17 protein-coding genes and 1 pseudogene are annotated in these 23100 nt (G+C 42.8%); 13 read left to right on the plus strand and 5 right to left on the minus strand.

The window, feature by feature from the left end; all coding sequences use genetic code 11:
- Positions 1 to 474: 474 nt before the first annotated feature.
- The 5 genes from dinG to xthA all read left to right on the plus strand — a co-directional run bounded on the left by dinG (position 475) and on the right by xthA (position 5050).
- Positions 475 to 2550 carry an ATP-dependent DNA helicase DinG gene (gene dinG / locus VOR_RS0108090; RefSeq protein WP_010319209.1) on the plus strand — a complete coding sequence of 692 codons (2076 nt, stop codon included), beginning with the start codon at positions 475 to 477 and terminating at the stop codon, positions 2548 to 2550.
- Between the two features lie 54 nt (positions 2551 to 2604).
- The gene (locus tag VOR_RS0108095) at positions 2605 to 3384 is read left to right on the plus strand and encodes a sulfite exporter TauE/SafE family protein (RefSeq protein WP_010319210.1); all 780 of its coding nucleotides are present in this window, start codon (positions 2605 to 2607) and stop codon (positions 3382 to 3384) included.
- Entirely contained in the window at positions 3381 to 3929 is a 549-nt protein-coding gene (priC, locus tag VOR_RS0108100) for a primosomal replication protein PriC (protein ID WP_010319211.1), read from the plus strand. The genes VOR_RS0108095 and priC overlap by 4 nt, the downstream gene beginning before the upstream one ends.
- A gap of 1 nt (position 3930) precedes the next feature.
- Positions 3931 to 4101 (plus strand): pleiotropic regulatory protein RsmS, encoded by a 171-nt coding sequence (rsmS, locus tag VOR_RS16935; RefSeq protein WP_010319212.1) that lies wholly within the window; start codon positions 3931 to 3933, stop codon positions 4099 to 4101.
- A 139-nt stretch (positions 4102 to 4240) separates the two neighbouring features.
- A complete protein-coding gene (xthA, locus tag VOR_RS0108110) occupies positions 4241 to 5050 on the plus strand; it encodes an exodeoxyribonuclease III (RefSeq protein ID WP_010319213.1) in 810 nt (269 codons plus the stop codon).
- Between the two features lie 111 nt (positions 5051 to 5161).
- Here the strand turns inward: xthA and VOR_RS0108115 are convergent, their stop codons facing one another.
- The 4 genes from VOR_RS0108115 to VOR_RS0108130 form a co-directional block, all read right to left on the minus strand.
- Positions 5162 to 5839, minus strand: coding sequence for an ABC transporter permease (locus VOR_RS0108115; RefSeq protein ID WP_010319214.1), 678 nt, complete (start codon positions 5837 to 5839; stop codon positions 5162 to 5164).
- A gap of 2 nt (positions 5840 to 5841) precedes the next feature.
- Positions 5842 to 6582: an ABC transporter permease gene (locus tag VOR_RS0108120; protein ID WP_010319215.1), complete on the minus strand. Its 741-nt coding sequence runs from the start codon at positions 6580 to 6582 to the stop codon at positions 5842 to 5844.
- A 208-nt stretch (positions 6583 to 6790) separates the two neighbouring features.
- Positions 6791 to 7567 carry an ABC transporter substrate-binding protein gene (locus VOR_RS0108125; protein ID WP_010319216.1) on the minus strand — a complete coding sequence of 259 codons (777 nt, stop codon included), beginning with the start codon at positions 7565 to 7567 and terminating at the stop codon, positions 6791 to 6793.
- Positions 7568 to 7671: 104 nt separating this feature from the next.
- On the minus strand, positions 7672 to 8442 hold the full coding sequence (locus VOR_RS0108130; protein ID WP_010319217.1) for an ABC transporter ATP-binding protein: 771 nt from the start codon (positions 8440 to 8442) through the stop codon (positions 7672 to 7674).
- A 613-nt stretch (positions 8443 to 9055) separates the two neighbouring features.
- On the opposite strand from VOR_RS0108130, the pseudogene VOR_RS16940 reads away from it, so the two are divergent.
- From VOR_RS16940 to VOR_RS0108145, 3 genes and pseudogenes are all read left to right on the plus strand, one after another.
- Positions 9056 to 10564, plus strand: a pseudogene (locus VOR_RS16940) (DUF3360 family protein).
- Positions 10565 to 10832: 268 nt separating this feature from the next.
- Complete coding sequence (pflB, locus tag VOR_RS0108140; RefSeq protein ID WP_010319218.1) at positions 10833 to 13109, plus strand: formate C-acetyltransferase; 2277 nt, start codon at positions 10833 to 10835, stop codon at positions 13107 to 13109.
- 201 nt (positions 13110 to 13310) lie between these two features.
- On the plus strand, positions 13311 to 14297 hold the full coding sequence (locus VOR_RS0108145) for a lipid A deacylase LpxR family protein (protein ID WP_010319219.1): 987 nt from the start codon (positions 13311 to 13313) through the stop codon (positions 14295 to 14297).
- Positions 14298 to 14313: 16 nt separating this feature from the next.
- Here the strand turns inward: VOR_RS0108145 and VOR_RS0108150 are convergent, their stop codons facing one another.
- Positions 14314 to 16191 carry a methyl-accepting chemotaxis protein gene (locus VOR_RS0108150; RefSeq protein WP_010319220.1) on the minus strand — a complete coding sequence of 626 codons (1878 nt, stop codon included), beginning with the start codon at positions 16189 to 16191 and terminating at the stop codon, positions 14314 to 14316.
- 201 nt (positions 16192 to 16392) lie between these two features.
- On the opposite strand from VOR_RS0108150, the gene pflA reads away from it, so the two are divergent.
- From pflA to VOR_RS0108175, 5 genes are all read left to right on the plus strand, one after another.
- A complete protein-coding gene (gene pflA / locus VOR_RS0108155) occupies positions 16393 to 17133 on the plus strand; it encodes a pyruvate formate lyase 1-activating protein (protein ID WP_010319221.1) in 741 nt (246 codons plus the stop codon).
- 297 nt (positions 17134 to 17430) lie between these two features.
- The gene (locus tag VOR_RS0108160; RefSeq protein ID WP_010319222.1) at positions 17431 to 17931 is read left to right on the plus strand and encodes a YfbU family protein; all 501 of its coding nucleotides are present in this window, start codon (positions 17431 to 17433) and stop codon (positions 17929 to 17931) included.
- Between the two features lie 287 nt (positions 17932 to 18218).
- Positions 18219 to 20153 carry a PrkA family serine protein kinase gene (locus VOR_RS0108165; RefSeq protein WP_010319223.1) on the plus strand — a complete coding sequence of 645 codons (1935 nt, stop codon included), beginning with the start codon at positions 18219 to 18221 and terminating at the stop codon, positions 20151 to 20153.
- 80 nt (positions 20154 to 20233) lie between these two features.
- Complete coding sequence (locus VOR_RS0108170) at positions 20234 to 21505, plus strand: YeaH/YhbH family protein (RefSeq protein WP_010319224.1); 1272 nt, start codon at positions 20234 to 20236, stop codon at positions 21503 to 21505.
- Between the two features lie 12 nt (positions 21506 to 21517).
- Positions 21518 to 23056: a SpoVR family protein gene (locus tag VOR_RS0108175; RefSeq protein WP_010319225.1), complete on the plus strand. Its 1539-nt coding sequence runs from the start codon at positions 21518 to 21520 to the stop codon at positions 23054 to 23056.
- The last annotated feature ends 44 nt before the right edge of the window (positions 23057 to 23100 follow it).

Here is a 23100-nt window from a genome sequence, read left to right on the forward strand (position 1 = left end):
TATCCGGTTCCCTTTGTTTTTGCTGGCAACTTCCAAATTTAAACTCGGTTCGTTGCCGCCATTAAATCTCAAGGATTAGATTGCAAAAGATTATCCTGCATGTCAAATATCCTAAAAAACAAACAAAAATAAAGGTAAAGACAATTAAAAACATATGGTTACATGAAATTTTCATAAAATTACGGGCGACTTCCAAGCAAAAACATCATATAATCTAAAAAACAACAATCATGCAACATTAGCATTAAATTCCATAAGAATTGCATTAAACGGCACTAAACCGACATTAATATCATCATTCTGCAATCAGGATAGTTTTATATTTTTCATAATAAGAATTAAATATAAGTTCCTGAAGGTTCAGTTTTTTTTGTGAACAAGATCTAGATTTGATCTAAAAGCATACGATTTCGTGAACTGCGTATCCTTTAGTGAACTGTGCTAGACTCGGCACTCTGCTATTTAGGTCTGTGTATGCTTACAACAAAAATCCAAAAATCCATTCGGGATAGTTATCAAAATCTGCAATTTCAGCTCGAAAACTTCATTCCTCGTCGAGGACAAAACTATCTTGTTGCTGAGATTGCAAAAACATTGTGTGGTTCATATCACAAGTCCAACCGAATCTTGATTGCTGAAGCGGGTACAGGAATAGGGAAATCACTCTCCTATTTAATGGCAGCGGTTCCTGTTGCAGTGTTGAATAATAGAAAGGTTGTTGTTTCGACAGCCACAGTGGCACTTCAAGAACAGCTGATCAGCAAAGATTTGCCTTTATTTAGACGCATCACCGATCGTCAATTCTCTTTTATTCTTGCCAAAGGACGTCAACGATACTGTTGCACCGAAAAACTCGCGGCTGCGTGTGGAGTAGATGGATCACAAATTGCCCTGTTCGAATCAAAGCCACAAAAAAAAGACGTTGAATTATTCACCACCATGTATGAAAAACTAACTCAAGGAAAGTGGAACGGTGATCGCGACTCGTGGCCAAAAGCGATTAAAGATGAGTTATGGCAACTGATTGTTAGTGATAAGCATAGTTGTAATGGTAGCTTTGCTGGCCACAGAGATTGCCCTTTTCAGAAGGCCCGTTCGGAACTGGATAAAGCCGATGTCATTATTGCCAACCACAGTTTGGTCATGGCGGATGCTGACCTTGGCGGTGGTGTCATTCTGCCTGAGCCCGAAAACACCATTTACATTTTTGATGAAGCACACCACTTACCTCATGTAGCACGAGATCACGCTTCAGCGTCCGCAAGCTTGAAAGGCGCAGCAAGTTGGTTAGAAAAACTCAATCAATCCGTAACCAAGTTTTCAAGCTTAGCCGAAGAAAAACGAGTGGCACGTTTTCGTAACGAACTGCAGGAGACACTGCAACAGCTTATCCCAAGCTTGAGCCAACTGACAAAGCAGTTTGTGCCCGAACAATTTGAAGAAAAGCGATACCGTTTTGAGCATGGCGAACTGCCACAATGGCTTGAAGAAGAATCTAAAACCCTGAAGCGGCTCTCTCAAAAAGCCAATCAATCCGTCGCTAAAATTGCGGACTTGATTGCGGAACGAGTTAAGGAAGGCGAACTCGCCGCTCGGTTGGCAGAATCGGCACTGGCTGAATTAGGCTTTTATATTCAACGTTTAGAGAACCTTGCCCAAGTATGGCTGCTGATGGCGGAACCTAAGCGAGAAAAAGGAGCCCCTTTGGCACGTTGGCTTGAAATTCACCCTGAACGTGAAGGTGATTTCATTGTTAACGTTTCACCGCTAGAAATTGGTTGGCAACTTGATCAACAGATCTGGAGCCGCTGCATCGGCGCAATCTTAGTCTCCGCGACGATGCGAGCTCTTAACTCGTTCAGCTACTTTTGCTCGCAAGCAGGGATCAGTGAAAAGGCCGAAGATGGCACACGTTTCCTAGCACTCGCTTCACCGTTTGATTATCAAAATCAGGCCGAGTTACTCATTCCAGCAATGCGTTTTGAACCGCAAGCGAAAGAGTATACTGATTATCTGGTAGAGCGGCTCGCTGAGTTTATTCAGCCAAACAAAGCTAATTTAGTGCTGTTTGCTTCTTACTGGCAAATGCGCGAAGTGGCTGAAAAAATATCAACAGATTTTGTTAAACGAGGCTGGGCGCTGCAAGTCCAAGGTGAAATATCACGCACAGAAATTCTAAATAAACATAAAATGCTAGTGCAGTGTGGTAAAACGAGCGTGATGTTTGGCACCAGTAGCTTTTCGGAAGGGCTAGACTTACCAGGAGAACTTTTGGAGAATCTGGTGATCACAAAAATTCCGTTTGCCGTACCAACCTCTCCAGTTGAGCAAGCTCACGCCGAATACATAGAGAAGCGAGGCGGAAACTCTTTTATTCAGATAACCGTTCCTGAAGCCAGCAAAAAGCTGATCCAAGCCGTCGGGAGATTGCTGCGCAAAGAGCGTGATTCTGGTAGAGTCGTGATTCTCGATCGCCGAATCGTTTCAAAACGCTACGGAAAATCATTATTGGACTCGCTTCCTCCATTTAAAAGAACAATAGAATATTAGCTAGGGGCTTAACGCTGCGCCCTTTCATCTCATTACTCAGGGCCGATTTTATTCATGGAATTTGTTGAGCCAACCACTTTGATTGTGTTGGCGCTTGTTGCTTTTATTGCTGGCTTTATCGATGCAGTCGCTGGCGGCGGTGGCATGCTTACTGTACCCGCGTTATTATCAATCGGTCTTCCGCCGCACATCGCACTAGGAACGAATAAGCTGGCAGCAACATTTGCCTCATCAACTGCCGCATTAACCTACTATCAGAAGAAGTTGTTTCAACCAAGTTGCTGGGTCAGAGCTTTCATTGCCACCTTAATTGGCGCAACCATAGGTACTTTTGCTGTCGATGCGATCAGCACCGATTGGCTACAAAAAGTACTGCCGCTCATTATTCTAGCGGCCGCTATCTATACGATATGGCATAAAACACCACATGCACACCAGAATGTCAGCCCGCCTCCCTGCCCTGTACTTCACAAAAAGCAGTATGCGCAAGGCTTGATACTTGGATTTTATGACGGGCTGGCAGGGCCAGGGACTGGCGCATTTTGGACAGTCAGTTCGATGGCGTTATACCGACTCAACATTTTATTGGCCTCTGGCCTTGCTAAAGCGATGAATTTTACCAGTAATGTAACGTCATTGGTTACCTTTGCCATTTTGGGGCATATTGACTGGGTGCTGGGACTGACTATGGGAGTTTGTTTGATGGCTGGAGCTTTTGTTGGCGCACATTCAGCGATTCGTTTCGGCGCTAAATTTATTCGTCCGGTGTTTGTGAGTGTGGTCAGTGTGCTTGCAATTAAGCTGACTTATGATGCGTGGTTTGCAGGCTTATGAACCATTTTTCTCAATTGAAGTCCTTAATTGAAGAGTTGAAGCAACAAGCCGCCAGTGTTGACCGAACTCGTGGTGAACACCATCAGGCTCTGTTTGATGAGCGCCTGTTCCACTGTAAAGCGCACTTATTAATCCCTTGTGTTATGGAAGCAAAAGCGACCTTTGATTCCATCGTGCGCGAACAAGAGAGCCAACGGCTAACCAGTCAACGAGCTCAATATCTAACCGATCGACTGCTTGCACAAATTGCGGCAATCCAACGCGAAATATCGACAGTATCGATCAGAAAAAGTGAGCCCAAGCATCGCAGCTATTATCGCAAACCGATCAATGCGTTATATCAAGAGCTGGCCCAGCACCAAGAATGGGAGCGGAGGCTGATGGATATGGTGAGAGAAAAAGAACTCGGGCTCAAGCAAACTTCGGCTGTTAGTCAGCAGCAAGCACAAAAAGCGTTATTGACCGTAGAGCAGCGGCTCAAGCGTTGCCAAGAAGCCAAAGCCAAAATTGAGAAACAAATTACGTTCAGGGAGAAAAACCAATAAAATGAATGATCCTACTGTACCGCTAGACGGTGCGTCTGAAGAGATAAAGCTCGCTGTCGATCTCATCTACTTATTAGAAACCAATCAGATTGAACCACACACCGCACTTGAAGCGCTGAAAATCGTACAGCAGGATTTATTGCGTAAAATAGAGGAAGCAGCGAAGGCGTAACATGCCATATTGTTCTGTTTACCGAAATGGTAATGACAATGTCAACCATTAACACCTATTAGAATCGATTCGCTTTTCGTCTTGTCCTTGCGCCTTGAAATGGTAACATCTTCCGCACAACTCATCTTAAGGATCCCTTATGAAAGTCATCAGTTTTAACATCAACGGGTTGAGAGCTCGCCTTCATCAACTGCAAGCGATTATTGATAAGCATCAACCTGATGTCATTGGACTTCAAGAAATCAAAGTACACGATGACGCTTTTCCTCTTGAGGAGGTTGAAGCCATGGGCTACCACGTCTATTTTCATGGTCAAAAAGCACATTATGGCGTCGCCATGTTGTGCAAAAAGGAACCCATTTCAGTACAGAAAGGCTTTCCTAGCGATAATGAAGATCATCAAAAACGCATGATTATGGCCACTTTTGAAGATGACAACGGCCAAAAAACAACCATACTCAACGGCTATTTTCCTCAAGGGGAGAATATTTCCCATGAAACAAAATATCCCTATAAGCGTCAGTTTTATAAAGATCTAATGGGTTACTTAACGTCACATCATTCCCCTGACGAACAAATAATTGTGATGGGAGACATTAACATCAGCCCTATCGACTTGGATATTGGGATTGGTGAAGCCAATAGAAAACGCTGGTTGCAAACGGGAAAATGCTCTTTCCAACCTGAAGAGCGTGAATGGTTACAAACTTTAATCGGCTGGGGTTTTGTTGACACATTCCGTCAGTTAAATCCGGATGTAAATGATCAATTTTCGTGGTTTGATTATCGCTCACGCGGCTTTGATGATAACCGTGGGCTGCGAATCGACGTCATTTTAGCGACCCCGAACCTAGCAGAAAAATGCCAAGAGGTCGGCATCGACTATGAGCTTCGTGGAATAGAAAAACCTTCTGATCACGCGCCAATTTGGTCCAGTTTTTCTTTGTAGGAACAGAAAGTCACGTGCCAATAAGAAGCGCGCATTCAGCGCGCTTCTTATTTTAATCTATGCCTGGATTATAGAAACAAACTCGCACAATAAATTGCTACTCGCAGCCCTTCAGCTTAATGGGCGCAAATAAGCTAAGAAGCGTTTTTCAGCCTGTTTGAAGCAGAACAAAATAATGAAGGTCAAGCCCATATAGAACAAACCTGCGGTTAAAAATGACTCGAATGGAGCATAATAACGAGAGTTCACTAAACGCGCAGCTCCCGTTAAATCCATAATGGTAACAATACCAGCAACCGCAGAGCCGTGGAGCATGAAGATAACTTCATTACTATAAGCGGGCAGTGCGCGCCTTAACGCACTCGGTAGAATAATTCGTCGATACGTTTTCCAAGTACTCATTCCGTATGCTTTCGCCGCTTCAACTTCGCCTTTCGGCAATCCATTGATCGCGCCGCGAATAATTTCAGCCGTGTAGGCGGACGTATTGAGAACAAAAGCAACCAACGCGCAAAACCAAGCGTTTTCCCACAAGGTATCTTTCACCGGGAAAAATTGATCCATTCCATAGTAGATGAGATAAAGCTGGACCAATAACGGTGTACCACGAAAAAAGTAGGTATAAGCCCATGCTGGAGTACGAATAAAATAGTTGTGGCTATTTCTAGCAATCGCTAAGGGGATGGCAAGGCTCAAACCGATGATTAACGACAACCCCACCAGCCAAACCGTTGTCCACAGCCCACTAAAATAAATTGGTAGGCTTTGAGTAATAAGGGAAAAATCCATATTTACCTCGTGTGAATGCTGAACTTGCGCTCAACCAATTTGAGAAGACCAGTTGATACACTGGTAAAGAAAAGGAAGATCACTGCAACAGCCATATAAAAGGTGAATGGCATTTTTGTCGAACCCGCCGCGAGTGAGCTGACTCTGACCATATCTTCTAATCCAATAATGGAAACAAGTGCCGTCGTTTTGAGCAATACTAACCAGTTGTTACCAAATCCTGGTAACGCATGACGGACCATTTGAGGAAGCAAAATGCGTCTAAATGCTAACGTGGAACTCATACCATACGCTTTCGCCGCTTCCATCTCCCCTTTATCAACCGCCATAATAGCGCCACGAAAGGTTTCAGCCATATAGGCACCGAAAATGAAACCTATGGTTAGCACCCCTGCAATGAAAGGGCTAACATCAATATAATCGGGGAGATAAGCGGTCCATTCATGGCTCGGGTCACTTGCCATAAACCAACTGTTTAGCCATTCGTTGATTGAATAAAGGCTATTATTCAACAAAATTTGACCGCCAAAGAAAATAAGCATCATTAACACAAGGTCTGGAATACCGCGAATGATGGTCGTATAAAGAGTGGCAATGGCTCTTGCCCAACGGTAAGGTGCAAGCTTGGCTAGTGCACCTAGCATGCCAAGTAACATGGCAAGTAATAAAGAGAGCACGGCAACTTCAATGGTCAGCACCGCTCCCTTCAAAATTGAGGCTTCATACCCGTGTAGGTCCAACATAATTCATCCCTAGTCCCTGGAGAATTTAACGACTGGGTACTTCTGGAACTAGGATCCAGCCGTTAAGAATCAATGGATTCCCATCATAATTGAGAAGGTGGAGTCAACTGAGCTAACCAGTCCTAATTACAGAGTGATCGATAAACATATTCATATGCTCGGCCCACTCTCACCTTCTAATTATATGGGTAAGATATGATGTTACAGCTTATTCACCGTAGACATCGTAATTAAAGTATTTGGCCGCAATTTCTTGGTAAATCCCTTGTTGACGAAGAGATTTAATCGCCATATCAAGTTTTTGAGTGAGATCTTTGTCTTGCTTACGAACCGCAATACCAAAACCATCGCCAAACCATTTCGGATCGGTTAATGATGGGCCGACGAACTCATACGCTTCGCCGCCCGCTTTGTTAAGCACACCCTCTTCCAATGCAGAGGCATCACCCAATACTGCCGCAATACGGCCATTGGCTAGGTCAATATAGGCTTCATCAAATGAACCATAACGGACAATTTCAACTGCATCGCCATAATTATCAGTAAGATACTTATCGTGCGTTGTTGCACGTTGTACACCAATTTTCACCCCTTTTAGACCTTCTTTAGAAAAATCCAACGCGGCTCCCTTCTTGGCGATAAATTTATTGGGAATTAATGCGTACTTACCAGTGAAATCGACTTTTTTCTTACGCTCGTCGGTAATTGACATGGCTGCAATAATCGCATCATATTTACGTACGAGCAGTGATGGAATAATGCCATCCCAGTCTTGTGGAACGATGTTACATTCCACTTTCATCTCCTTGCACAACGCATTGGCCATATCAACATCAAAGCCTTTGAGAGATCCATCTGCCTCTGTCCAGCTAAAAGGAGGATAAGCCCCTTCTATACCAAAACGAACCGTCTTCCATTCTTTCGCTTGGGCCATGCCAGTCATTGCACTAGCGGCAACGGCTGCAACTAATAACCACTTTTTCATTTCCATACTCCTGTGATTGAGATCTTATTTATTTATCATGTTGTGTTTGTGTTGGTTTTGCTTAATATTTATGTCGTGGTGAACACCACAACGCAATGAATACATTAATAAATAGAGGATATAAATTGTTTTAACCGTTCAGATTTGGGCTGGGTGAACAGGATTGCAGGGTCTCCTTGCTCTTCCACTAAACCTTGGTGCAAGAACATCACATGGTTTGAAACGTCGCGAGCAAAGGCCATTTCATGAGTCACTACCAGCATAGTACGGCCTTCTTCTGCCAAGTCTCTCATAACACCCAACACTTCACCGACCAATTCAGGATCAAGTGCGGAAGTGGGCTCATCAAACAGCATGACTTCTGGCTCCACGGCTAACGCTCTAGCAATCGCCGCACGTTGTTGTTGCCCACCAGAAAGGTGTCCAGGATAATAGTCTTTACGTTCATACAGGCCGACTTTTTTTAGCAGCACCTCAGCACTCTCGATGGCTCGTGCTTTCGGTACTCCTAACACATGAATTGGTGCTTCAATAACGTTTTCTAACACCGTCATGTGCGACCAAAGGTTAAATCCCTGAAATACCATAGCAAGGCGTGAGCGAATTCGTTGCACCTGCTTTTCACTCACAGGTGAAGCTTCACCTTGCCGATTTTTTTTCATTTGAATGAGTTCACCATTGACCCAAATATCACCAGAGGTTGGTGTTTCAAGTAAATTGATGCATCTAAGAAAGGTACTTTTTCCCGAACCAGAAGAACCAATAATGGAGATCACATCACCCTTACGAGCTTCTAGTGAGATTCCTTTTAGTACTTGGTTTTGACCAAAGGTTTTGTGCAGCTCTTTAATATTCAGCGCCAGTACATCAGTCATGCGCTTAACTCCCTGTATTTGCTACTGCAGAGTATTCCAACTCCCATTTTTGATACAAACTAGCATTCACACCAAAAACATGCAACAAATTATTAACCTATAAAATAAGGATATTTAGTTATTTTATCTGATTAAAAATTCACATTTTAGCCAATACTTCTCCATATGGCGCATATAAATGGCACACCAAGCGATTAACACTTAATTCATTCTATTAACATAAACTTAAAAATCGACAACCTATGCAGGCATAAAGTACACCTAGATTCATAGGATATTTAAGGTCATTAATATCATTGAAACTCTTTTACAAACATCACAATATGAAACATTATTTCAAGTAAGTAACGCCTCAACCTCCTGTTTTCATTAGGCTGCTGTAGTTTTCTTTCACATTTATTCTTAAAGTGATCAAGATCAATCACCCTAAAGGATAAGCAAGATAAACTCGCGAGCAAAGATAAGGTTGTATAAATAACCACACACTTTTTTTAGTTGTTGTTATGCAAGCACATATGAGATGTGCTACATATTCAATTAAAAACATTACCGCTTCTTCGCGGATTACTAGGATTCAGTACGAATTACTAACTTTTACAAATATGAGGAATCTATGCCAGACGTAGTCAACAATGAGCGCTCAGAAATCGAGACGAAAAGCTATAAAGAGCTGCATCGTCCAGCATCTGAGTTTGCAAGCCGTTAAGATTACCTAGACCACGAACTGCAGATCATGAAGCCCCGTCGCTTTGGTTTGAACTTACCTGGTCGTGACTTCCGTTTTGAACTTGAAGATTTTGTACCAGCTATCGCGGGTACAATCGGCATTATCGCCATGTACTCAGCGGTAATGATGTCTTGGGCTGATGGCCTAACCCAAGCATGGGATCACATTCATCTAGGTAAAGACTTCGCGATTGAAGTTGCACGTGTAGAGATGTTATTTCCTGCCCTCTTCTTCTGTGTTATTGCCTCTGGTTTCTTAAACCCAAAAGCCAACTTAGCTGGCAACCATGGCCCAATGATCCCTCTTATCGGCTCAATCGCATTAGCTGGTGCACACCCTTTGGCATTGGCAATTTTGCTTGGCGTTTTTGGTCTTCTCTTAAGTTACTTTAAAGGAGGCTCGAAACTGGTCAATCTAACCTCCGAGGGAACCGCAGGCGGGTTGCTTATCTTCCTCGGCTTTACCGGAACAATGAGTCAAATTGGTTCTATCCAAACTTGGGCTACCAGTTTGCAATCGGCCGATGTCGCCGCAGGCAGCTTAGGTTACGTTGGCCTAGTGGTTTTAGGTGTCAATATTGTGTTGTATGCATTTCTTGCAAAAATCAACATGCGTTGGTTGGCAATTCCTGTCTGTGCAATGACAGGCCTTGCGATTGCACTTTTATTCGGTACTGGCTTTGATCTTCAATTTGAAACTCAGATGGGCTTACCTAACCTTAATCCTGTTTACTGGTGGGGCTCAACCACTGAAGGTTGGATGCTTGGTTTGCCAACAGTAGAACACTTTATCGCTTCATTGCCCTTTGCTATTTTGGCCGTTGCGATGTGGTCACCAGATTTCCTTGGTCACCGAATTTTCCAAGAGTTGAACTATCCGAAGAGAACTGAAAAAGTACTGATGGATGTTGATGACACAATGACCATGGGTGGTGGTAATATCACATCGTCATGGGGAACGTATATGATCCCAGCGGCGATTGCTAAACGCCCAATTCCTGGTGGTGCCATCATTTTAGGCTTATTGGTCATGACTATTGCTATCCTTGGCTTCCCAATGGACGTAGCGGTTTGGCCGCCAGTAATGCGTATTGCTCTATTAGTAGGGGTATTTCTTCCTTTACTAGAAGCGGGTATGCAAATGGTAAGAAACACAAAAGATTCACAAGCAGCGGGCATTTGTATCTTTGGTAGCGCTGTGGTGAACCCTGTTCTGGCTTGGGCATTGACCATGCTACTGGACAATAATGGCCTGATTGGCGACAAAGAACGTGCATCAAAGCTGTCTTTTGTCGACAAAATCATCATTCCAGGTGGTGTGCTGATCATCTGTTTAATTGCTATGCTTGCGGTTGGTATGCTTGAAAACCAATACGGTTTAAAAGCTTGGCTATAATGAGATTCGACTAATACTAATTTGGGTAGTGCTCGCACTACCCAAACTTTATTTGAAAAGTTTAACTTTTATTGATTTAGTTTAAGGTTTACAAAAAAATTTTAGCCTAATCTTGTATTCAAGGCTTCAAAGCACAATATCTATATTCAGATAATTGAATAGTGTGAATATAGATATTGTATTAATAGAGTGTACTGCTCCTTTCGAGGATAACTGGCTCAACAGTGAAGACAGTGCGTGTTTTTTCTACTAAAAAGGTAGGTATGTCATGGCAGAGCAATTTGCTAAAGCTTGGGAAAGTTTTGCTGCAGGTGAGTGGCAAAATGAAGTTAACGTTCGTGATTTTATTCAAAAGAACTATACGCCGTATGAAGGTGACGAATCTTTCCTAGTTTCTGAAGGTACTGAAGCGACAAACAAGCTTTGGGCTAAAGTAATGGAAGGTATCAAACAGGAAAACGCGACTAAGGCCCCTGTCGATTTCGATACTGACGTTATTTCTACCATCACTGCTCACGATGCAGGCTATATCGAAAAAGATCTTGAAACTATCGTTGGTCTACAAACTGAGAAGCCACTTAAGCGCGCTATCATCCCTAACGGTGGTGTGCGTATGGTGGAAGGCTCTTGCAAAGCATACGGTAGAACTCTTGACCCTATGATTTCAAAAATCTACTCAGAATACCGTAAAACTCACAACGCTGGCGTTTTCGACATCTACACTCCTGATATCCTAGCGTGTCGTAAGTCTGGTGTTCTGACTGGCCTTCCTGATGCTTATGGCCGTGGCCGTATCATTGGTGACTACCGCCGCGTAGCACTTTACGGTGTTGATTTCCTAATGAAGGATAAGCTTGCTCAATTCACTTCGCTACAAGAGCGTTTTGAGAACGGCGAAGACCTAACGGCAACGATGCAACTTCGTGAAGAAATTGCCGAACAACACCGTGCACTTGGCCAAATGAAAAAAATGGCTGAAAAATACGGTTTTGATATCTCTCGCCCAGCAGAAACCGCACAAGAAGCTATTCAGTGGACTTACTTCGGCTACCTAGCTGCTGTTAAGTCACAAAACGGTGCAGCAATGTCGCTAGGCCGTACTTCGACTTTCCTAGATATCTTCATCCAACGTGATCTAGAAGCGGGTAAAATCACTGAAGTACAAGCTCAAGAAATGATCGACCACTTCGTAATGAAGCTGCGTATGGTTCGTTTCCTACGCACTCCTGAATACGATGAACTATTCTCTGGTGACCCAATTTGGGCAACAGAATCAATGGGTGGTATGGGTCTTGACGGCCGTACACTCGTTACACGTTCTAACTTCCGTTTCCTAAACAGCCTATACACTATGGGTCCTTCTCCAGAGCCAAATATCACTGTACTTTGGTCTGAGCAGCTACCTGATGGCTTTAAACGTTTCTGTGCAAAAGTATCTATCGATACTTCATCTATCCAGTACGAAAACGACGATTTAATGCGTCCAGACATGAACTCTGACGACTATGCTATCGCATGTTGTGTATCGCCAATGGTTGTAGGTAAACAAATGCAGTTCTTCGGAGCGCGTGCAAACCTTGCCAAAACCATGCTTTACACTATCAACGGTGGTGTTGATGAGAAGTTGAAAATCCAAGTTGGTCCTAAAATGGACAAGATCGCAGGTGAGTATCTTGACTATGACGAACTATGGACAAAATTGGACCACTTCATGGATTGGTTGGCGAAGCAATATGTGACTGCACTAAACAGCATTCACTACATGCACGACAAATACAGCTATGAAGCAGCGCTAATGGCACTGCATGATCGTGACGTTAAACGTACGATGGCATGTGGTATTGCTGGCCTGTCTGTTGCTGCTGACTCTCTATCAGCAATCAAATACGCAAAAGTTAAGCCAATTCGTGACGAAGATGGCCTAGCGATCGATTTCGAAATCGAAGGTGATTATCCTAAATTTGGTAACAATGACGCCCGCGTTGATGACATTGCATGTGAACTTGTTTCTACCTTTATGGGCAAAATCCGTAAACTTAAGATGTACCGTGATGCAATCCCAACTCAGTCTATCCTGACTATCACTTCAAACGTGGTATATGGTAAGAAAACAGGTAACACACCTGACGGTCGTCGTGCTGGCATGCCTTTCGCACCGGGTGCGAACCCAATGCATGGTCGTGATGAAAAAGGTGCAGTAGCATCATTGACTTCAGTAGCGAAACTACCGTTTGCTGATGCGCAAGATGGTATTTCTTATACTTTCTCTATCGTTCCAAATGCGTTAGGCAAAGAAGAAGCAAGTCAACGTGCAAACCTTGCAGGCCTTATGGATGGTTACTTCCACCATGAAGCGGGCATTGAAGGTGGTCAACACTTAAACGTGAATGTGCTTAATCGCGAAACTCTTGAAGATGCGGTTAAACACCCTGAGAAATACCCTCAGCTAACCATTCGTGTATCTGGCTATGCTGTGCGTTTTAACTCACTGACTGCAGAACAACAAGCTGACGTTATTGCGCGTACTTTCACTGAATCTCTATAATTTCAGTTAAATTACTAGCAAAGTAGTTAAGCCCCGCTCGGTGAGTGGGTTTTTTTTTATACTCAGAGATCAAAAATGTGTAATCCATCGGTCACAAATGTTACGGCTACCACATTTATTTTGATTCAATTGCCCATTAATCAACTAAATAGCGATTCTTTCCTATATGATTAGAGCTTGTCTATATTCTGCAGTGTCCGTATGAAGTTATTTCACATTATTCCATTGACGTTACTCAGTGCTTCTGCGCTGGCCTCTCAACACGCAACCGTTGCTTTTAACCTCGACAACGATGGTGTGTTTGGCGTAGATCGCGACTACACCAATGGTTTATTTTTAAGCTACACCTCAGAGGCGATTACTCCATATTGGTGGGCTAAACCACTCAGCCTTTCGATCTGGGGAACAGCTCCGTTAGATAAATGGGAAATCACTATCGGTCACAAAATGTGGACTCCTTCGGAGATTTCTCTTACCAAACCAGAGCCGAATGAACGACCTTACGCTGGGTATTTACACACCGAGCTTAACTATATTAGTTTGCATCCCCAACAAGCCACGCGGGCAAATTTAACTATTGGAACCATTGGCGATGCTGCGCTTTCTGAAAAAGCGCAAAAGTTAGTGCACAGCATCACTAAATCTGACGAACCTAACGGATGGGCCTACCAGGTAGAAGACAAAATCGTCGGTAGTATTGGCTACCAATCGCATTTTAATTTGACACGCTATCGCAGCTACGCTGGTACTGACGCTGAGTTTTCTAACGTTTCAAAGGTCAATGTTGGTAACTTTCGTAGTGATGTTTCGACAGGTTTCATGATGCGTTGGGGGACCGATCTTGCAGGCAACTTTGGCAGTGCTCAAATCAGTGCAGAAAACCCTTTTTCCGCAGGGATGATTGGTGCTTCGGATACTGGATGGTTTCTCTTCGGAGGTGTAGAAGGACGCTATCGCTTCAATGACATCACCATCGAAGGAGATAGGCCTTTAAACGGATTGGATCACCCAGCAGAATATTACCAAGTTAACTTGCAAAATCTCCAAGCGACCGCTGTAGTTGGTGCGGCTTGGTATATTCAACAAGTTGGCGTGAGTTTAACGTTCATCGCAAATACACCTGAGTATAAGGAGGACAAAAGCTCCATTCACGGTGTTGGTAGCATTTCTCTTTTTGCCTTCTTCTAACATTGAAAAACTGAAATCATATGGTAAAGCTTTGGCAGTCCGCACTTAGACTGCTAGAGCGTTTATCTACAATCTTGCTTGTTGCTCTTAACTGTTCATTGTTCTCTTCCAAGGCTCTCATGGCTCGAGATATTTGCGTCATGTTATCCGCCATTGAGTGACTAGTTTTCGCCAAATCTCGGGTCGATGCAAAAATGGCTTCTGTTTTATTCGCCGCTTCATCTGCCTTTTTGATAATTTTCGCTATCGCTTGGATTGCTTCATTACCTTTTTCTTGCGCATTCTGCATAGACTGCTCGGATTGCGCAATATAAGTGATTACTTCGGCACTTTCCTTTTGCATAGTTTCAATAGTGCCGGAAATTTCGGCCACGGCATTGACCGTTCTTACCGCTAAACTTCGCACTTCATCTGCAACAACAGCAAAGCCACGACCTTGTTCCCCAGCTCTCGCCGCTTCAATGGCGGCATTGAGTGCCAATAAATTAGTCTGCTCAGCAATACTATTAATCGTGTCCATCACCGAGTCTACTTTTACAGAAGCTTGTTCAAGTTGATGAATATGCCCCGAGGCCGAACTTAGGATTTTTCCCACCTCAGCCAGTGACGTAATAGCAACGGAAATTACTTTCCCCCCCTCTTCTGCGCTTTGCATAGAAGATTGGCTGAGTTTCGCAACAAATTCTAATGAGTTGGAGACTTGTTGCGTCATCACGCTAACCTCTTCCGTTGCCGATGCCAATAATTGAGTCTGACCCAAAACGTCAGATTGATTTGTTACCAAAGTATCCAAGCCAATATTCAACGATGTGGCATCGCCAGACAAAGCTTCACTACTTTTCTGCACCCCACTGACCAATTTGCCTAAATTTTCACAACTTTGGTTAATGGCTAATGCCAGTTGATTGAATTCGTCCTTTTCGTTATTCGTCATCGGCATACGGCGTGACAAATCACCACGCGAGATATTGTTCAACACGTGAATAGTTTGCGACAAAGAACGAGAAAGAGAAAAACTAAAGGTAAGGAAAATAGCAATGGTCAATATGGCAAGTAACGCACAGGCCGCCAATACAGACCACTGTGTTTGCGATGCGGTCATATTGGCGGCCAACTGATATTGTTCGCTCAACGCAGAAAGCTTGGTTGAAATATCTTGAATCACCGACTTCACTTGCGCCTCTGTAGCGATTCTTTGTTTCTCCATCATTTGTAACTGCTGGGACAGCTCACTCAATCGTAAAAATGCCTGTTTAAATTGTTGTATCTCTTTTTCATATAGATCCAGCATCGAATAAGAATCAGACATATTGACAAAACTGGTCATAGCACGATTAAACAGCCTTAAGTTTTGCTCAGAGGGTTCTAATAAATAATTTTGCTGCGCCTTAACCATTACTTGAAAATCCGAGTTGATTGTAACCATCCCCGTCTCATCTATCTTTTTCTCTATTGTGATAGCCAACGTTTTCAGCTCGCCCAGCTTACCTTCGTTCACATTGAAACCCACTTCCGATTTCACCTGCAACCAAGGATGCAAAAAATGATCAAATTGTTTAGCTGCCTTGAGCAACACTTCCCCTTCTTGAGCAAAATTGGTCTTTTGTAGGAAAGCCACATCAACATTCACCTCTCCCATTAACAGATCCAATTTCTTCAAAACAGAATTGATTTGATTGCCTTGCATGCTGTTTAGCTCAGATGCAATCGATAACAAATTTGCTTGAGTAGTAAATATCGCCACAGAACCAGATGCCACGTCTCCACTAGACCGATACTGATCATCCATTCCCATTAGGCTTTTTGCGGTATAAATCCCTAAACCTAAAAAACCAACACAAAGGATGAGCAAAAATAGACTGATTTTTTGTTTTTTAGAAAACTGTACATCCATGAGCTATTCCTTATTTAAACTCTATCGTATTCAACGAGTTTTTATTTCTATACAGTGTAGTCAATGCGCAGGATTTCATGGCATTCATTTTGAGCCACAGCATGTGGTCCAGGATATGCGGCAGCAATTGCACATTAACCCTACTTAATCCCTACCATTTGTAATAAAATAACGGGCAAATAACCTATTCGAGATGAACTGATGTCAACAACTGGTCGTATTCATTCTTTTGAGTCTTGTGGCACAGTAGATGGCCCTGGAATTCGCTTCATTATTTTTATGCAAGGCTGCCTAATGCGTTGTATGTATTGTCATAATCGTGACACATGGGACACCCATGAAGGCAAGGAAGTGACTGTCGAAGAAATCATTACCGAAGCAAAATCTTATCGCCATTTTATGAAAGCCTCTGGCGGCGGAATTACCTGCTCAGGCGGTGAAGCTATGCTTCAACCTGAATTTGTTCGTGATTTATTCAGCGCGGCGCAAGCCGAAGGTATTCACACTTGCTTAGATACCAACGGTTATGTTCGCAAACACACAGATGTTATTGATGAAGTGCTCGATGCCACTGATTTAGTAATGTTAGACATCAAACACATGAAAGATGAGATCCACCATGATTTTATTGGTGTGTCGAATAAGCGAACCTTAGATTTCGCGCGCTACTTGCACACCATTGGTAAAAAAACTTGGATCCGTTATGTGATTGTTCCTGGCTACACTGATGACGAAGAAGCCGCTCATATGCTTGGTGATTTTATCAAAGATATGGATAATATCGAGAAAGTAGAGCTGTTGCCTTATCACAAATTGGGCGCTCATAAATGGGAAGCCATGGGATTAAAATATCCATTAGAAGGTGTGAATCCACCGTCAAAAGAGACCATGGAAAAAATCGTCGAGATCTTGGCTCAATATCACTCAAACATAAAATATTGATTACTTGATCTAACAACCATAAAAATACCAGCATAACGCTGGTATTTTTATAGAGAGGCTAGCCATGCAACAGGAACAACTTGCGGTGCTCCTGCTGCTGATTGGGTCAACTACGCGATTTTAAATACTCATTTTGGACAAAGTTATATCTATAACCACTTACATAAAAAGTAACAAGAATTGCGCACATTTTATACTTTCCATATTAAATCCGTGTTGAGATCATGTTTCATTGCCGATAATTGCTGTTAATCTTATGCCATCAAATAGAACATAAATTTTAGTGAGGCTACTTCCATGGAAATGACCAATGCTCAACGACTGATTCTATCTAATCAGTATTTTTTGATGTCACAAATGGATCCAAACAATGCCGAAAAATATAAGCGGTTACAAACGATTGTTGAACGCGGTTATGAACTGCAAATGCGAGAACTCAACAAAGAATTTGGTTGCTTGACCGAAGCAGAATGCCGCGAAGTAATCGATATTATGGAGATGTATCACGCCATGCAAGAATCACACAAAATGCTCTCCGATTCTGAAAGCAAAAATGTGGATCAACGTCGCCTACACTTTTTAGGGTTTGATATCGCCAGAGAATCACAACGCGTTCACTACGTGCGTTTCTTGGTTGAATCTGAAGGACTTTACCCACAATTTGAGAAAGCCGATCACCATTTCAACAGCCAAATGCCAATGTTGGACAAATACCGCCGCATGTTAACTGCTTGGCGTAATTGCCCTCGTCAATACCATTTATCAACCGCAGAATTTACACAAATTTTTAATGCCTAGATTTTAATGCCTAAAAAGGCAGGCTGACGAAAAACAAAAAGACGCAGACACTGCGTCTTTTTGCATTCCACCTCACAGTTATTAAGCCCCAAACCAACTTATCCCTCAGATCATTGATATTCAGACACTAAATAACTCAACCTCACCGACGTTATTAGTGTCACGAAATTTAAATAAACACATAATTGTTAAGCAAAATTGCCAAACTCGGACTAATCTTAAATTGTTATTAATTTGTGTTTTTAAGCGGTGTTGTCAGTTAGACAGTTTTCAGAGGGGAATTCACTATGAGTATTTTTGACCACTTTCAGGCACGCTATGAAGCCGCCAAGGATGAAGAGTTATCACTGCAAGAGTTTTTAGCTCTGTGTAAAGAAGATAAAAGTGCGTATGCCAATGCCGCCGAGCGGCTGTTAATGGCGATTGGTGAGCCAGAGCTGATAGACACAGCGAAACACCCACGATTGAGCCGCATTTTCTCTAACCGAGTGATTTCTCGTTATAAAACTTTTGAGGATTTCTATGGTATGGAAGAAGCCATAGAACAGATTGTTTCCTACCTCAAACACTCTGCCCAAGGTTTAGAAGAAAGAAAACAGATCCTCTATCTACTCGGCCCAGTCGGTGGCGGTAAATCTTCACTTGCTGAGAAACTCAAAGCCTTGATGCAGCAAATGCCTATTTATGTTTTGTCTGCAAATGGTGTTCGTAGCCCAGTGAATGACCACCCATTTTGTCTGTTCGATGTGGTTGAAGATGGCGAAATCCTCAAGCAGGAATATGGGATAGAAAAACGCTATTTACGCTCGATTACATCACCTTGGGCGGCCAAACGATTACACGAGTTTGGCGGCGATATTTCCAAATTCAAAGTCGTCAAAGTACGGCCTTCTATTCTCGATCAAATTGCGGTCGCGAAAACCGAGCCCGGTGATGAAAACAACCAAGATATTTCATCACTGGTTGGCAAAGTGGATATTCGGAAACTGGAACATTTCTCGCAAGATGACCCCGATGCATATAGCTATTCCGGTGCACTCTGTAAAGCCAACCAAGGGTTAATGGAGTTTGTTGAGATGTTCAAAGCGCCAATTAAGGTGCTTCATCCGCTTTTAACCGCCACACAAGAAGGAAACTTCAACGGCACCGAAGGATTATCTGCCCTACCCTTTGATGGCATGATTTTAGCGCACTCAAACGAATCCGAGTGGCAGACATTCCGTAACAACAAAAACAACGAAGCGTTTTTGGACCGAGTTTATATCGTTAAAGTTCCTTACTGTTTACGCGTCTCGGAAGAGGTGAAAATTTACCAAAAACTGCTTGAGCACAGCGAACTATCCAAAGCGCCATGCTCACCAAGTACATTAGAATTTCTTGGTCAATTTAGTATCCTATCGCGCCTAAAAGTGCCCGAAAACTCGTCACTTTTCTCCAAAATGCGTGTCTACGACGGTGAAACACTAAAAGATACCGATCCAAAAGCAAAAAGCTATCAAGAGTATCGCGACTATGCTGGTGTCGATGAAGGGATGTCCGGTTTGTCGACTCGCTTTGCTTTTAAAATATTGTCACGCGTCTTCAACTTTGATCAAACGGAAGTCGCGGCGAACCCCGTTCATCTATTCTATGTCATCGAACAGCAAGTTGAACGCGAGCAGTTCCCTCAAGAAACTGCTGAGCGGTACATGGAGTTTTTGAAAGGCTACTTAGTACCTCGTTATGTCGAGTTCATTGGTAAAGAGATTCAAACAGCTTATTTGGAATCTTATTCTGAATATGGCCAAAATATTTTTGATCGCTATGTTACTTACGCTGATTTCTGGATCCAAGATCAAGAGTATCGAGACCCAGAAACTGGCCAACTCTTCGATCGCTCATCGCTCAATAGCGAGTTAGAGAAAATCGAGAAAACGGCTGGTATTAGCAATCCGAAAGATTTCCGAAATGAAATCGTCAATTTTGTGTTGCGCGCAAAAGCTAATAACAATGGGCAAAATCCGGTTTGGACCAGCTACGAGAAACTGCGTACTGTTATTGAGAAAAAAATGTTCTCAAATACCGAGGAGTTGCTTCCTGTTATCTCATTTAATGCCAAAACTTCATCTGATGATCAGAAAAAACACGATGATTTTGTCGCTCGTATGATGGAGAAAGGTTATACCGAAAAACAAGTAAGGCTGCTGTCTGAGTGGTATTTACGTGTCCGTAAATCTTCTTAACTTCAAGAAAATCAAACCTGTACATGCGTTAGTCATAAGAACAATGGCTAACGCAAAGGTGACGTTTCAAGGGGATAATCATGGCGAAATTTATCGATAGAAGATTGAACGGTAAAAACAAAAGCGCGGTCAATAGACAACGCTTTTTACGCCGTCATAAAGAGCAGATCAAAGAATCTGTTGCAGACGCAGTGAACCGTCGCTCGATCACTAACACCGAGTCAGGCGAAGATGTGTCGATCCCAAATCACGACATTAAAGAACCCGTGTTTCACCAAGGAAAAGGCGGCCTAAAAGAGCGAGTTCACCCGGGTAATGATCAGTTTATTACCGGTGATAAAATTGAGAGACCTAAAGGTGGTGGACAAGGTAATGGTTCAGGACAGGGTGATGCGAGTTCTGACGGTGAAGGCCAAGATGAATTTATTTTCCAGATCTCTAAAGATGAATATTTGGATCTGCTGTTTGAAGATTTGGAATTACCTAATCTCGAAAAAAATCAAATCAATAAGATTACAGAATGGAAAACTCATCGTGCGGGCTTCAAAACCGCAGGTGTACCGTCCAATATTGCGGTAGTACGTTCTTTGCAGCAATCATTAGCTCGTCGCACTGCAATGACTGCTGGAAAACGCCGCTTAATGGGTGAATTGGAAGAAGAGTTGCTACGCATTCAGAATAGAGAGCCAGCTCAAGCATTAGAAGCGAAGCGACTTAAACAAGAAATTGAAGCGCTACGCAAAAAGATCGAAAGTGTGCCGTTCATCGATACATTTGACCTGCGTTTCAAAAATTTTGAGAAGCGGCCTATTCCATCGAGCCAAGCCGTTATGTTTTGTCTAATGGATGTATCCGGTTCGATGGATCAAGCCACCAAAGATATTGCTAAACGTTTTTACGTGTTGCTGTATCTGTTTTTAACTCGCACTTATGAAAACGTTGAAGTGGTATTTATTCGTCACCACACACAAGCCAAAGAAGTCGATGAACACGAGTTCTTTTACTCTCAAGAAACGGGGGGCACGATTGTCTCTAGCGCCCTGAAGTTAATGCATGAAATCATTGAGCAGCGCTATCCACTCGGTGAATGGAATATCTACGCAGCTCAAGCGTCCGATGGTGACAACTGGGCTGACGATTCACCTCGGTGTAAAGAGCTCCTCACCAAGAAGCTACTGCCATATTGTCAGTATTACGCTTATATTGAAATCACTCGCCGCTCACACCAAACCTTATGGCATGAGTACGAAAAATTACAACCCTCATTTGGCAATTTTGCCATTAAAAACATTCGCACCGTGGATGATATATTCCCTGTATTTAGGGAGCTATTCCAAAAGGAAACAGCTTAGGGAGGCATGCTAATGACAACAAAAGCGAAGGGAACTTCAAAGCGAAAAAGTAAATTATTACCAGACGGGCCAGACTGGACATTTGAGCTTTTAGAGAAATACCATACTGAAATACGTCGGGTAGCTGAGTTTTATCGTCTTGACACCTATCCTAATCAAATCGAGGTCATTACCTCAGAGCAGATGATGGATGCCTACTCTAGCATCGGCATGCCTATCAATTACAGCCACTGGTCATTTGGCAAAAAATTTATTCAAACCGAACAAGGCTACAAACATGGTCAAATGGGGCTCGCGTATGAAATCGTCATTAACTCAGACCCGTGCATCGCCTATTTGATGGAAGAAAATACCGTCACTATGCAAGCCTTAGTGATGGCGCACGCTTGCTATGGGCACAACTCGTTTTTCAAAGGCAACTACCTTTTCCAAACTTGGACGGATGCGAGCTCCATCATTGACTATCTCTTATTTGCCAAAAACTACATTTCAGAATGCGAAGAAAAATATGGCGTGCCCGAAGTCGAATCGCTGCTCGACTCATGCCACGCGTTAATGAATTATGGCGTTGACCGCTATAAACGACCTGAAAAAATATCGATAGCAGAAGAGAAAGCACGTCAAGAAGAGCGTGAAGCTTATCTGCAATCGCAAGTCAATGAACTGTGGCGCACCGTACCCAAAGCAAAAACCAAAGAAGAAGATCTTAAGGTTCGCTTTCCAAGTGAGCCACAGGAAAACATTCTTTATTTCATTGAGAAACATGCGCCACTGCTTGAACCATGGCAGCGAGAAATTGTGCGCATTGTGAGGAAAATAAGCCAATATTTTTACCCACAAAAACAGACACAAGTGATGAATGAAGGCTGGGCCACATTCTGGCATTACACTATCTTAAATCATCTTTATGACGAAGGCTTTGTCTCTGATAAATTCATTCTTGAATTTCTACATAGCCACACCAGTGTCGTGGCGCAACCGTCTTACAATAGCCCCTATTTTAGTGGCATCAATCCATATGCGCTTGGCTTTGCTATGTTCAGAGATATTAAACGTATTTGTGAAGAACCAACCGATGAAGATAGGGAATGGTTTCCTGAGCTTGCTGGAACAGAATGGTTAGATGCGGTTCATTTTGCTATGCACAACTTCAAGGACGAGAGCTTTATTAGCCAGTATCTCTCACCTAAAGTAATGCGCGATTTCAAGCTGTTTGCCATTGTGGATGACGATCGTAAAAATTTCATTGAAGTTAGTGCAATTCACAATGATATTGGCTATCACGCCATCCGTGAAAAGCTTGCAGCACAATATAATCTCAGTAATTTAGAACCTAATATTCAAGTCTATAACGTCGATGTGCGCGGTGATCGTTCTTTAACACTGCAACACGTTCCACACGATAGAATTCCTTTAGATCAGAGCTGTCATGAGGTACTAAAACATCTTTACCGTTTATGGGGGTTTGATGTGATTTTAGAGGAAGTCAAAGAGAGTGGCCGACGTGAAATTTTAGCGACTTGCCCGCCACAAAATGAAACTCGCTCTTAGTTATAAGCTTCTGAAAACAGGTTATAAGCTTCTGAAAAAAGGTT

Source organism: Vibrio ordalii ATCC 33509, from assembly GCA_000257205.1.
GTDB lineage: Bacteria > Pseudomonadota > Gammaproteobacteria > Enterobacterales > Vibrionaceae > Vibrio > Vibrio ordalii.